Annotated in this window: 11 protein-coding genes; 8 read left to right on the top strand and 3 right to left on the bottom strand. The window is 69.6% G+C overall.

From position 1 onward, the window contains the following. Positions 1-24: 24 nt before the first annotated feature. On the bottom strand, positions 25-864 hold the full coding sequence (locus GS4_RS25515; protein ID WP_007617239.1) for an Rv0361 family membrane protein: 840 nt from the start codon (positions 862-864) through the stop codon (positions 25-27). 69 nt (positions 865-933) lie between these two features. Further along, complete coding sequence (locus GS4_RS02720) at positions 934-1,569, bottom strand: dTMP kinase (protein WP_007617234.1); 636 nt, start codon at positions 1,567-1,569, stop codon at positions 934-936. Between the two features lie 98 nt (positions 1,570-1,667). Here GS4_RS02720 and mtrB point away from each other — a divergent pair, with 98 nt between their 5' ends. Both mtrB and lpqB read left to right on the top strand, forming a co-directional pair. Further along, a complete protein-coding gene (gene mtrB, locus GS4_RS02715) occupies positions 1,668-4,010 on the top strand; it encodes an MtrAB system histidine kinase MtrB (protein WP_439644586.1) in 2,343 nt (780 codons plus the stop codon). A gap of 31 nt (positions 4,011-4,041) precedes the next feature. Continuing rightward, complete coding sequence (gene lpqB / locus GS4_RS02710; protein WP_007617229.1) at positions 4,042-5,772, top strand: MtrAB system accessory lipoprotein LpqB; 1,731 nt, start codon at positions 4,042-4,044, stop codon at positions 5,770-5,772. An 8-nt stretch (positions 5,773-5,780) separates the two neighbouring features. Here lpqB and GS4_RS02705 read toward each other — a convergent pair whose 3' ends face one another. Beyond that, positions 5,781-6,467, bottom strand: coding sequence for a ComF family protein (locus GS4_RS02705; RefSeq protein WP_051989595.1), 687 nt, complete (start codon positions 6,465-6,467; stop codon positions 5,781-5,783). Between the two features lie 372 nt (positions 6,468-6,839). Here GS4_RS02705 and hpf point away from each other — a divergent pair, with 372 nt between their 5' ends. The 6 genes from hpf (at position 6,840) to GS4_RS02675 (ending at position 13,203) form a co-directional block, all read left to right on the top strand. Beyond that, positions 6,840-7,652: a ribosome hibernation-promoting factor, HPF/YfiA family gene (gene hpf, locus GS4_RS02700; RefSeq protein WP_007617213.1), complete on the top strand. Its 813-nt coding sequence runs from the start codon at positions 6,840-6,842 to the stop codon at positions 7,650-7,652. Positions 7,653-7,718: 66 nt separating this feature from the next. After that, on the top strand, positions 7,719-8,528 hold the full coding sequence (locus GS4_RS02695; protein ID WP_157226464.1) for a GNAT family N-acetyltransferase: 810 nt from the start codon (positions 7,719-7,721) through the stop codon (positions 8,526-8,528). Between the two features lie 70 nt (positions 8,529-8,598). Continuing rightward, positions 8,599-10,206 carry a PLP-dependent cysteine synthase family protein gene (locus GS4_RS02690; protein WP_369403291.1) on the top strand — a complete coding sequence of 536 codons (1,608 nt, stop codon included), beginning with the start codon at positions 8,599-8,601 and terminating at the stop codon, positions 10,204-10,206. Then, positions 10,203-11,363, top strand: coding sequence for an ABC transporter substrate-binding protein (locus GS4_RS02685; RefSeq protein WP_007617208.1), 1,161 nt, complete (start codon positions 10,203-10,205; stop codon positions 11,361-11,363). Before GS4_RS02690 ends, GS4_RS02685 begins: the two co-directional genes overlap by 4 nt. After that, complete coding sequence (locus tag GS4_RS02680; RefSeq protein ID WP_007617207.1) at positions 11,360-12,442, top strand: ABC transporter permease; 1,083 nt, start codon at positions 11,360-11,362, stop codon at positions 12,440-12,442. Before GS4_RS02685 ends, GS4_RS02680 begins: the two co-directional genes overlap by 4 nt. After that, positions 12,436-13,203 carry an ABC transporter ATP-binding protein gene (locus GS4_RS02675; protein WP_007617206.1) on the top strand — a complete coding sequence of 256 codons (768 nt, stop codon included), beginning with the start codon at positions 12,436-12,438 and terminating at the stop codon, positions 13,201-13,203. The genes GS4_RS02680 and GS4_RS02675 overlap by 7 nt, the downstream gene beginning before the upstream one ends. Positions 13,204-13,243 lie beyond the last annotated feature (40 nt).

The following is a 13,243-nucleotide window of genomic DNA, read 5'->3' as shown; positions in this document are numbered from 1 at the left end:
GCACGGTCGACGGGGCGGGGCGGCTCAGGTACCGATGTCGGGTTCGGAACCGGGGCAGACGTACCAGGTGCCCGACTCGCGGACGAAGCGCTCCTCGTTCTGTTCGGTGACCGACCGCTTGGCGCCGACCTCAACGTGGGTGAGGACCGTCGACTCGGCGGAGTCGCCGGTGACCGACACCGAGGTGAGGCCGTCGAGCACGACGTTGCCCTCACCGCTGGGCGGCTTGTTGACCTTGGGCCGCAGCTCGCTGCAGACCGACGCCTTGATGCGGGTCAGGTCACGGGAGTTGAGGGCGTCCAGGAAGGTCTGCATCGATGTGCGGATCGCGGTGACGTCGGCTTGGTCGGCCGAGGTCCCGGTGTCGCCGGGAGTCGTCGGGACACCGGGCAGTTCGGTGGTGCTCGGCGCCGCGACGGTCGGGTTCTGGCCGTCGTCGGAGGAAGAGCCGGCCCGGATGCCGAGGACGACGACGAGTGCGGCGACGGCAAGCAGGGCCACGACTCCCGCACCGACCGCGATCAGGATGCCGTTGGTGTTGCGCCGTGGCGGTCCGGGCGGCGGGGGAGGACCGTACGGACCGCCGGGACCGGGTGTGCCGTAGCCGGGAGACGTCCCGAATCCCGGAGGACCGTAGCCCGGTGCGCCGAAACCCGGGGCGCCGAAACCCGGTGCGCCATAAGGCGGTCCGGCCGGAGGTCGTCCGGCGGGCGGGGGATTCGGCGGTGGATACGACCCCGGAACCGCTCGAGGAGGTGAACCGGCGGGAGGTGGGGGCGGTGCGCCGGCGCCGGGCTGCGGCGGCCCGGACGGTGGCTGCGATGGCCGCGGGGCCGGTTGGCCGGGCGGCGGCTGGTGGGTCATTGCTCGTCCTCCCCGAGACGGGTTGGTTTCGCTGAGATTATCCGTGCGGCCGGGACCGCGCTGGTCGTGTCATCCGGCCGACGGACGTGCCGTCGCAGCTGCTTCGGCGACATCGGTGACCTCCAGCCATGGTGACATCCACCCGGCATGCGCCAACCCCCGGTACACCGCATCGACCCGATGCTGCAGGTCATGGTCGCGTTCGTAGTGATCGCGCGCGCGGTCGGAGTCGATTTCTGCACGTCGTGCGGCGCGACCCAGCGCGACGTCGGCGGGTACGCCCAGGAAGAGGTGGCGGTCGGGCACCGGGAGGCCGAGACGCCCGAACTCGAGGTCGGCCACCCAGCGCACCACCTCGCCGTCGGCGTCCTGGTGAAGACGCGCGGCGTTGTAGGCGGCGTTGGACGCGACGTACCGATCGAGGATCACCACGTCGTTCTCGGCCATCGCGGCGAAGATCTCGGAGGCGGCCCCGGCGCGGTCGAGCGCGAACAACACGGCCATCCCGTAGACGCTCTCGCGGAGATCGCCGTGGGAACCATGCAGCGCTTCGGCGGCCAGGTCGGCGGTCACCGACTCCCCGTACCGCGGAAAGGTGAACGTCGCCACGCGATCCCCGTGAGATCGCCACTGCTCGACGAGGCCGCGGACCATGGTGTTCTTGCCCGCGCCGTCGATGCCCTCCACTGCGATCAGTTCACCCACACCGCGATGGTATCGGCGCCGCCCGCTGTCTCCGTCGGTCCTGCCTGGTCGGCGCGTCGTCGCCACGGATGTGTCACGGAAGTGTCACCATTGAGGGCATGAAGCCACGCATCCTCGTCGTCGACGACGACGCCGCGCTCGCCGAGATGCTGACGATCGTGTTGCGGGGCGAGGGGTTCGAGCCGTTCGTGGTCGGGGACGGGACCCAGGCGCTCACCGCAGTCCGGGAGATCCGTCCGGACCTGGTGCTGCTCGACCTCATGCTCCCCGGCATGAACGGGATCGACGTCTGCCGCGTGCTGCGCGCCGACTCGGGAGTCCCGATCGTGATGCTGACGGCCAAGTCGGACACCGTCGACGTCGTGCTCGGGCTGGAGTCGGGTGCCGACGACTACATGGTCAAGCCGTTCAAACCGAAGGAACTCGTCGCCCGCGTCCGCGCGCGTCTGCGCCGCACCGACGAGGAGCCGGCCGAACTGCTATCGATCGGGCCGGTGGAGATCGACGTCCCCGCACACAAGGTGACCCGCGACGGCGTCCCGATCTCGCTCACCCCGCTCGAGTTCGACCTGTTGGTCGCGCTCGCCCGTAAGCCACGTCAGGTGTTCACCCGCGACGTGCTCCTCGAGCAGGTGTGGGGTTACCGGCACCCGGCGGACACTAGACTCGTGAACGTGCATGTCCAGCGGTTGCGGGCGAAGGTCGAGACCGACCCCGAGAATCCGGAAGTCGTGCTGACGGTGAGGGGGGGTCGGCTACAAGGCCGGCCCGCCGTGATCGGTCGCTCCCGGAGACGCGTCAACAGCACCTTTGGTCGGTTCACCCGCGCGGCGAGCAGCGTCGGCCGTGCCTTCGGGCACATGTGGCGACGTTCGCTGCAGCTCCGCGTCGTGGTGTCCACCCTGGTGCTGTCCTTTGTCGTGCTCCTGATCCTGGGATTCGTCCTGATCAGCCAGATCACCGACCGCCTGCTCGACGTCAAGCTCGCCGCTGCGACCGAGGAGGCCGACCGGGCGCGCATCGCCGTCGAACGCGACCTGTCCAGCACCGACGGCAACATGTCGGTGCAGAACCGCCTCCGTCAGACGCGGTCGTTGCTGACCGATCGCGACGTCGACTCCGGACAGAACGCCGGGACGGTCGGCACCTTCGACACCGTCTTGATGGTGCCCGGCAACGGCGCCTCCGACAGCGATCCCGGTGTCGGGCCCACCGCCGAGGTGCCCGACAACCTGCGCGACATGGTGCAGGCCGGTCAGGTCGCCTACCAGTACGCGACGGTGCCCAGCAGCAGCGGCGGTCAGGTGCCCGCCCTGATCGTCGGCACGCCGACCAACGCGTCGGTGCCGGGGCTCGAGCTGTATCTGGTCTTCCCGCTGACCAGCGAGCAGAACACCGTCGACCTGGTCCGCGGCACCCTGCTCACCGGTGGTGTCGTGCTGCTCGGGCTCCTCGCCGCGATCGCCTGGCTGGTGTCGCGGCAGGTGGTCATCCCGGTGCGGTCGGCGTCGCGGATCGCGGTGCGATTCGCCGACGGCCGACTCAAGGAGCGGATGCCCGTCCGCGGTGAGGACGACATGGCGCGGTTGGCGATGTCGTTCAACGACATGGCCGAGAGCCTGTCCAAGCAGATCACCCACCTCGAGGAGTTCGGCGGGCTGCAGCGACAGTTCACCTCCGACGTCTCCCACGAGCTGCGCACCCCGCTCACCACCGTCCGCATGGCCAGCGACGTGCTGTACGAGGGGCGCGACGACCTCGACCCGGTGCGCAAGCGGTCGGTGGAGTTGCTCGACAAGGAACTCGACCGCTTCGAGACGTTGCTCAACGAGCTGCTGGAGATCTCCCGCCACGATGCGGGCATGGCAGAGCTGGCCGCCGAACGGATGGACATGGCCATCCCGATCGACGCAGCACTCGCGACCGTCAATCACCTCGCGGAGGAAACCGGCACCGAACTCGTCCTCGATCTGCCGACCGAACCCGTGATCGCCGAGATCGATCCCCGCCGTGTCGAGCGTGTCCTACGTAACCTGCTGGCCAACGCGATCGACCACGGCGAGCGCAGGCCGGTTGTGCTGACCATGCGATCGGACGGCGACGCGGTCGCGATCACCGTGCGGGACAACGGTATCGGACTCCGGCCAGGAGAGGAGAAGCTTGTCTTCAACCGCTTCTGGCGATCGGATCCGTCGCGGTTCCGCCGATCGGGCGGCACCGGTCTGGGCCTGGCCATCAGCATCGAGGACGCCCGACTGCACCAGGGGCGGCTCGAGGCGTGGGGCGAACCGGGCAACGGTGCATGCTTCCGGCTCACGCTGCCGCTGGTCCGCGGCCACAAGCTGCTCGGCAGTCCGTTGCCGCTGAAGCCGGTCGGCGGTCCCTCGAAGCTGGCCACCAAGGGCACACGCGCCAACTCCAACGGTGGCGCCGGTGGCTGAGACCAGACGTCCGCGGAACGCATGTGCGCGCGTGGTCGGCGTGCTGGCCCTCGCGATCACCTGCCTGATGGTCGCCGCGTGCGGCTCCATCCCGACCAATTCCTCGCCACAGCCGATCACCTCCTTCGAGCGCAAGGGGCCGACCAATGCGGTTCCGGTCCCGCAGTCGGACATGGACCCGGAGTCGCTGGTCCGGGCGTTCCTCAAGGCGACGGCCGATCCTGCGGGCGGCCATCGTGCCGCGCGTAGCTTCCTCACCCCGACGGCCTCGTCGCGATGGGACGACCGTGGCGACACCCTGGTGCTCGACGACATCAACGTCTTCGTCGACCAGCGCAGCGAGGACGCCGTCCGCTTGCGACTGAGCGGTGACAACGTCGGTCTCGTCCGGTCCGGCGGGCAGTTGCTGCCGGCGACCGGACGTGTCGAGACGACGATGAGCCTGGTCCGCGTCGGTGACCAGTGGCGGATCGACGGTCCGCTGCCGGCCGGCACCACCATCGACCGCTCCCAGTTCGATGCCGCCTATCGTGCGGTGACCCTCTACTTCACCGACCGCAACCGCACCCGCCTCGTGGCCGATCCGCGGTGGCTCTACGGACGGGAGCAAACCGACCCGACGACCCTGGTGGACCGACTCATCCGGGGCCCGTCCAGTGATCTGGACCCGGCTGTCGACTCCGCCTTTCCCAACGGTGCCGCCCTGCGCGGACCAGTGATCACCGGTGGCGGTGGTGGCGGTGGGGTACGGATCGAGTTGACCGGTATCGGGAATCTGTCTGAGCGCGATCGGGCGACGCTGGCGGCCCAGATCATCTGGACACTCGACGGTGCGGAGATCGGCGGGCCGTACATCATCAACGCAGACGGTGCGCCGCTCATCGCCGAGCGGGCGTCCGGATGGCAGACCGCGGACGTCAAGGCCGCCGATCCCAACTCCGGACCCAGCACCGACGTCGGACTCAACGTCATCCGCGACGGCGCCCTCAGCTCCGTCACCGACACCGGCACAGCTCCCGTGGGCGGTCCGCTGGGCGCGGGCAAGGACCTCCGAGCCGCGACCATCTCCGCCGACGGCCGTCGGGTCGCGTCGGTGACGGCTCGAACCGGACCTGGCCCGCGGCTCCGACTGGCGGTCGGTGACTACGGCGGTGCGATCGCGGAGATCGTCACCGGCGACTCGATCACCCGCCCCTCTTTCGGCGCCGACGCCAACACCGTGTGGGCTGTCGCCGACGGACGGCCCGTGCAGTGGGTGCGGGACGCCGACGGTTCCGGTGAGCGGGTGGCCACCGTCGACGCGGCTGCAGTCGCGCCGGTCGCGCCCGGCCCGATCACCGAACTGCAGATCGCGCCCGACGGCGTCCGTGCCGCGATGATCGTCGGCGGACAGGTGGTCTTCGCGGTCGTCTCGACCAACGCCGAGGGGCGGGTCTCGCTCACCGACGCCCGGATCGCCGCCTACAACATCGGCAACCGCGCGGTCTCGCTGGACTGGGCGTCGCCGACGACGGTGATGATCGCGCGTTCGGCACCGGACTCGCCGGTGGTCGCATTGTCGATCAACGGGACACCGGCTGTGGGGCTGCTCAGCGGCAACGTCTCGCCGCCGGTCCGAGCCGTGGTGGCCAACGCATCGACGATCTACGTCGGCGACGCCCGTGGGATCCTGCGGCTCGGCAGCAGCAACGGCCAGCCGGACCAGTACTGGACCGAGGTCGAACCGGCGATGGCGCCCGGCGTCATCCCGGTCCTGCCCTGACCTCTCCCTCAGGCTCCGGCGACGACCAGGACGAGGTCGACGTGCACTCCCGAGCCGGCGAGCACCCGGTGCGACTGGGCAGCCGTGGCACCGGTGGTCAGGACGTCGTCGAGCAGGATCGTGCGGACCGACCCGGCCAGCGGTGCCGCGTGACGCCGGATGCGGATCGATCCGGCCACGTTGCGTGCGCGGGCCGGCGCATCCAACCCGGCCGAGTCGCGGGTGAGGGCAGTGGTCACCAGCATCGGGTTCACCACGACCCGTGGCCCCAGACGCTGTCGGACACCCAGACCCATCGCGGTCACCGGGTCACCGCCCCGACGTCGGGCGGCAGCGCGGCGCGTCGGTGCCGGCACCAGTTGCAGGCGTCGAGCGTCGGGCACCTCTCCCCAGCGGGCGAGCGTCACCACTGCGCGGCTCAGGGCGTCGGCGAAGGGGTCGACGAGATCCCGACGACCGTGCTCCTTCAACGCCACAAGTCCGGCCCGGTGTGGGCCGCGGTAACGTCCCAGGGCCCACACCGGCGCGCCGACCGGGATGCGGGGACGCAACTGCACCGGATCGTCGGCCAGGCGTCGGGTGCATCGCGCACACCACCGCACCCCGGGAGCGCCGCACCCGCCACAGACGGTCGGCAGCACCAGGTCGGCGGCCGCGGCGAGCACGGTCGCCGGTCGGATCGGGCGAGAGGACACGGCCCACCCTGACACGCGCGGCGGTGTCGTCGGCCGGTCGCGACCCGAACTGTGCATCGATGCTGTGCACGGAACCGACACCGGCTCCCAGCCGGGGTGGCGTACCACCCGAACCGCGCCGAAACGTGGCCGAGTGGCGAACTTCGGGCTACCGTCGAAGGCACATCAGGTGGACGTCTCGTGACAGCGGAGGTGATGCCCCTGCCCCTGAGTGTCAGCCGTCGGCTGGCATGCTCTCGACACCCGTGCCACGTCCCGTGAGATCGCCTGTGCACCACTCCTTCTCATCGAATCCGCGGATTCGCTCGGAGTTCGCGACGCGATCACCTCCGACGATCGGGCCGGCCGGGTAGACACGGAGGAGGTAGTTGTATGTCAACAGTCATCCATCGCCGAGGACAGCGAGAATCCAAGGTGGGCGATCGCGGCCCCGAGCCCGATTCGATTCGCCCCACCACCACCGAGAGCCCAACGGACGAGGCGTTCGATCGAGATTTCGCCTTCGTCCGACCGCCCGGCACGGTGGAATCGGCCGATCCGGCCGAACCCACCGCGACCGTCGTGTTCAGCGGCCGCAACGTCGAGATCCCCGAACATTTCCGCGTCCACGTCGGAGACAAACTCGCCCGACTGGAGCGCTTCGATCCGACCATCTACCGCTTCGACGTCGAGCTGAATCACGAACGGAACCGCCGCCAGGCGAAGGTCTGTCAACAGGTGGAGGTCACCGCCACCGGCAAGGGCCCCAAGGTCCGCGCCCAGGCCTGCGGAGAGAACTTCTATGCCGCGCTGGAGGCGGTGCTGGCCAAGGTCGAGTCCCGCCTCCGTCGCGTCAAGGACCGCAGACGAGTCCACCACGGTAACCGCCGGCCGCTGTCGGTGGCCGAGGCCACCGAGGTCGGTGCGCCGCCGCTACGGGACAACCAGCTGACCGTCGACGGACTCGTGCCCGAGGACGGCGTCGACTCCACGGGGAGCTGGGACGATGGTGTCGCCGACCATGAACCAGGGCAGGTCGTCCGGGTCAAGGAGCATCAGGCGGTGCCCATGACGGTCGACGACGCGCTCTACGAGATGGAGCTCGTCGGACACGACTTCTTCCTGTTCCACGACAAGGAGTCCGACCGGCCGTCGGTGGTCTACCGACGGCACGCATTCGACTACGGACTGATCCGCCTGGCCTGACGGCCGGACCGATCGCACTGAGCGCAACCCTCGCCGTCCGGGCACGGCGGTGCGAGCATCGGCGTGGTGACCCATACCGATCTCCGCACCGACGGTCCGGGCGGCGCGGCCTTCACATCGCTCGGCGCGTTCACCCCATCGACCGACCCCGACCCCCGGCATCTCGACAGCCCGGTGCGGTCGGCCCTCATCGGTCGCCACGCCCATCTGGCGCTGACCGCGGGTCGGGTGATCCGGTACCGTCCCGACGTGTCGGCGTTCATCGGACACCCACCGGACATGACCGGCGATGACTGGGCCGACCTATGGCGTCTGGTCGGCGCCGGCGCCACCTTCTCGCTGCGTGACTACGACGGCGGACCACCTCCGGATCCGATCCGCCTCGTCCGCACCTTCGACGTGGTGCAACTGACCGGTCACGACCTCGCCACCCGACCCGACCCCGAGGCAGTCGTCCTCGGGCGGCGGGATGTACCCGAGATGCTGGAACTCGTCTCGCGCACCCGGCCCGGCCCCTTCCGGATCGCGACCGTCGAAATGGGGCGGTATCTCGGCATCCGTCGGAGCGGTCGCCTGGTGGCGATGGCCGGTGAGCGGATGAAGCCGACGGGGTGGACGGAGATCAGCGCCGTATGCGTGGACCCCGACCACCGTCGGAACGGTCTGGCCACACGTCTCGTCCGCGCCGTAGGCGACGCCGTACGTGCCGACGGCGCAACACCATTCCTGCACGCCGCAGCGACGAATCACGATGCGATCCGGCTCTACCAGGATCTCGGCTTCACGCTGCGCCACACGGTGGTGCTGTCGTTCTTCGAGTCGGGATCGCACTCACCGCCGTCATCGCGGCGCACCCGGACCCGGCATCAGCTCTGACACACCGGGCCGTCTCGTCCGACCCGCCGCAGGGCTCATCGATCGAACCCGGCTGACCGTAACCCTGCTGTTGCCGACGATCGGGGAGGACCCTGATCTCCTGCGCCGGTCGTCGGTTCCGGACGTCAACAGCGAGCAGGGGAGTCGGGGCATGGGTGTCGATCCGAGTACGGCGGGCGGGGTCTACGACTCCGTTCTCGACGCCATCGGTCACACGCCGCTGATCCGTGTCAACCGGCTCGCCACCGGTAGCGCGCACGTCTACCTGAAGCTCGAGGACCGCAATCCCGGTGGCGGCAGCAAGGATCGGGCGGCGCGCGAGATGGTGCTGGCCGCCGAGCGATCGGGTGACCTGCGGCCGGGGTCGACGATCGTCGAGGGGACATCGGGCAACACCGGTATCGGGCTGGCGTTGATCGGCGCGGTCCGCGATTATCGGGTCGTCGCGGTGGTGCCGGACAAGACCAGCGTGGAGAAGATCGACCTGCTGCGTGCGTATGGCGCCGAGGTCGTCATCACCCCGGGCGGTCGGCCAGTCGGCCATCCCGAGCACGTCCGGACGATCGCGGCACGGCTGGCGGCCGAGATCCCGGGCGGCTGGCTCGCCGGCCAGTACGACAACCCGGCGAACCCGGCTGCGCATCACAAAACCACCGGACCCGAGGTCTGGGCCCAGACCGGCGGTGCCGTCACGCATTTCGTCGCCGGTATCGGCACCGGGGGAACGGTCAGCGGGGCGGGGCGATTCCTCCACGAGGTCTCCGGCGGAGCCGTGCGGGTGGTCGGCGCCGACCCGGTCAACTCCACCTACTCCGGTGGCGACGGTCGCGCGTTCTACGTCGAGTCGGTCGGACACTACCGGCATCCGGACACCATCGACGACGAGCTGCCCGCGTCCTACCACCCCGAGGTTCTCGACGAGATCGTCACGATCTCCGATCGCGAGGCGATCGACACCCTGCGCGACCTGGCCCGACTCGAAGGCATCCTGGTCGGCGGCTCAGGCGGGGTCGCAGCCGCGGCCGCACTGCGGGTGGCGCAGCGGGCGACCGCACCGGCGGTCGTCGTCGCCCTCATCCCCGACAGTGGGCGCAACTACCTGTCGAAATACCACCAGCCGGAATGGCGCGCGCGGTGGGGATTCGGTGCCGACGGCATCAGGACGGACCGTGGCTCCGCCGACGACCACCCGCGCGTGGTCGGTGAGCTGGTGTCGGATGGCTACGTCGGGATCCCGACCTCGGTGCGCCGGGGCGACATCGCCGCCCATGCGCGCGGATTGCCCGAACTCCCGGTCCATCTCGATCGCGCGGGAAGTGACACCGTCGCGGCGGAGATCGTCGGATCCGTGCCGACCTCCATCACGGACGGTGTCGTCGACGACCCGATCGAGTCGACATCGGTCGGCGCACTCCTGCGCCCACCACCACCCTTCGCCGGGTACGACGAGCCGCTGGTCGGGGTGGCGACACGACTGTCCGGCGACGAGTACACCGACCGCGTGGTCGTCGTGACCCGCGACGGCCGGGCGGTGGGGACCGTCGCGGTCACCGAGTTGCGCGCCGCAGCCGTTCCCGCAGCTGTCGGCACCGCAGAGCTCGCGGCCGCGGCTCCTGGAGTCGGCGCCGACTTTCTCGACCATCCGAATTCCTTCGAGCACGAGGTACGCACACGATGAGCGATGATCAGCAGAACCGGCCCGACGAGACCGAAGGCCAGTCCACGCCCGCCAACCAGCCGGACGGCGGACCCGACGACGCGCTGATCCTCGGCAGCGGCGCGCGGATCACCGACCGACCGGCTGCGGACCCGGACGCGCCCACCGGGATCTCACGCCGGAAACTGTTGACGGGGGCGGGGATCGGAGCGGTGGCGGCGGCCGCCATCGGTGTCGGGGTCTGGGCCGGGGTCCGCGGCAGCGGGAGTACCGCCAACACGCCGACGCTCCGTCTCGCCTACGGCGGCGACACGTGCGAGGCGCCGCTGTTCGCCGCGCACGAGAAGGGCTTCTTCGCCAAGCAGGGTCTCGATGTCGAGATCGTCAAGACCGCCACCGGTGAGGACACCCATCCCGCGGTGGGATCGGGCAAGTACGCGGCCGCGCCAGGCATCTTCTTCTCTTGGCTCAAGCCGATCGAGCAGGGCGTGGACGTCAAACTCGTCGCGGGTCTGCACGAGGGCTGCCTCCGCCTGGTGGTCCGCGACGACGGCGACATCACCTCGGTCAACGAGCTACGCGGCAAGAAGATCGGTGTCAGCGGCCTGTCCAGCTCGGCCCTCAACTTCTTCTCGCTCGATCTCCTGGACGCAGGCATCGTGCCGTCGCCGGAGGCCAAACAGGTCGAGTGGGTCGTCATCGACAACGACCTCTTGCCGACGGCGTTGAAGGAGAAGCGGATCGACGCGATCGCGGCATCCGATCCCATCGCCCTGTTGGCGACGCTCGGCGGCGACGCCCAGGAGCTCACCAACAACCGGTTGGGCGCCAACGCGCAGCAGTACTGCTGCGCCACCGCCCTCAACGGGAAGCTGGTCCGCGACGACCCGGAGACCGCACGCAAGCTGGTCACGGCGTGGGCCGAGGGGAGCCGGTGGGTCGGGGCGAACATCGAGGAGACCGCGCACATCGAGGTCGAGAAGAACTACGTGGCAGGCAAGGTCGAGCAGATCGTGCCGATCCTGCAGTCCTACAGCTACAACCCGTCGGCGAAGAACCTGCGGGCCGCGCTGATCCCTGGCATCGAGAAGTTCGCCGGCACCGGCTTTCTCGACCCGCGCACCAAGGCGCCTGATCTCGCCGACAAGGTCTACGCGGACCTGGGACTGAGCTGGTGACCACCGAGGTGGCAACCACCGGCCCGCCGACCGAGGTACTGCCGAACCCGACTGCGGGGCGGGGTGAGCAGCAGGTGGTCGCCGTCCTCGAACAACTCCGGGTCCGCCCCACCACCCGTGTCGCTCTGGTGGTCTCGGCGATCGTTGGGTGGGCCGGGCTCGCGGTCCTTTCCGGTGGGGTCGCCGACACCGCCGACTTCGCCGTGGAGGGCACCGTCGCCGTGACCGTCGCTGCCGCCGTCGTCGCCGTCGTGATCGTTCTGTCCTGGTCGATCGCCGCGATCGGACGTCCTGCAGCACTGAGTCACTGGGTGGCGGGCGCGCTGAACCGCCGGGCTCCGTGGCTCGTGGCCTCGGCGGTCTGGCTGCTGATCTGGGAGTGGACCACCGCGAAGACAGGAGCGCTGGTACCGCCCTACTTCGCCGCCCCGCAACAGATCCTGGCCGAGGCGTGGAAAGACCGTGGACTGTTGCTCTCGAGCCTGGGCAACTCGACCCTGTTGCTGGTCCTCGGCTTCGCGGCGGGTGTGTTCGCGGGACTGATCACCGGGGTGCTCACCGGATGGTCGGCGCAGGCGAACTACTGGGTCCACCCGATCCTGCAGTACATCGGTCCGGTGCCTGCGCTGGCGTGGGTGCCGATCATCTTCGTGACCTTCCCGACCGCATACGCGGGCGCGGTCTTCTTGATCGCCCTCGGTGTCTGGTTCCCGGTCACGCTGCTCACCAGGGCGGGGGTCAACGGCACACCCCGGTCCTACTACGACGTCGCCCAGACGCTCGGCGGCAACACCCGTTTCCTCGTCTTCCGGATCAGCCTCCCGGCCGCGGTACCGAGCATCTTCACCGGTCTCTTCATGGCGCTGGGCATCGCGTTCGTCACGCTGACGGTGGCCGAGAACTTCGGTGTGAACAGTGGTCTCGGTTGGTACATCAACTGGAAGAAGGGGTGGTCGGCGTATCCCGCGATGTACGCGGGCATCCTGGTGATGGTGCTGTTCTGTGGCACGTTGATGACCGCCCTGCTGCGTGCTCGGGCCGTCGCACTGCGGTGGCAGAAGGATCTGGTCCGATGGTGAGCGAACGGGGTGGCGCAGTCGACATCGTCGGTGTCAGCCACGGATTCGACACCGGCAGCATTCTGTCCGTCCTCGACGACGTCACCATCTCGGCGCGTCCGGGGGAGTTCGTCGCGCTGCTCGGACCGTCGGGATCGGGGAAGTCGACGCTGTTGCGTCTGGTGGCCGGGCTCGATCGTCCGCTCGTCGGGGAGGTCTACCTCGACGGTGCCCCGATCCGCGGCCCGCACTGGACCAGGGGACTGGTGTTCCAGGACCCGACCTTGCTGCCGTGGCGGACGGTGCGCCAGAACGTCGGATTGGGGCCGCAGGCCCGTGGCCGCGGGGCGGTTGACGTCGACAAGATCGACGCCGCACTGGAACTCGTCGGCCTCGCCGACTTCGGTGGCGTGCTGCCCGCCCAACTGTCGGGCGGGATGGCGCAGCGAGCCGCACTGGCCAGGGCGCTGGTGAACGAGCCGCGTGTCTTGCTGTTCGACGAACCGCTGGGACGACTCGACTCCTTGACCCGGCGTGATCTGCAGGGAGAACTGTTGCGCCTCTGGCGTGATCGCGGCTTCACGGCCTTGTTGGTCACCCACGATGTCGACGAGGCGATCGTGCTCGCCGACCGCATCGTGCTGCTCAGCCCGCGACCGGCCCGGGTGCTCGAGGAGGTCTCGGTGGACTTCGACCGGCCGCGTGACCCGACCGACCCGCGCTTCGTCGAATTGCGGCGAGCGATCTTCGACGTCATCGACAACTCGGCCGTCGAGCGGTGACGGGCCCTGCCGCGACCACGCCCCGCTGATCGCAGAGATC

It is taken from the genome of Gordonia soli NBRC 108243 (assembly GCF_000334455.1).
Taxonomy (GTDB): domain Bacteria; phylum Actinomycetota; class Actinomycetes; order Mycobacteriales; family Mycobacteriaceae; genus Gordonia; species Gordonia soli.
The sequence above is the reverse complement of the archived record's forward strand: the minus strand, read 5'-3'. Positions and strand labels throughout refer to the sequence as shown.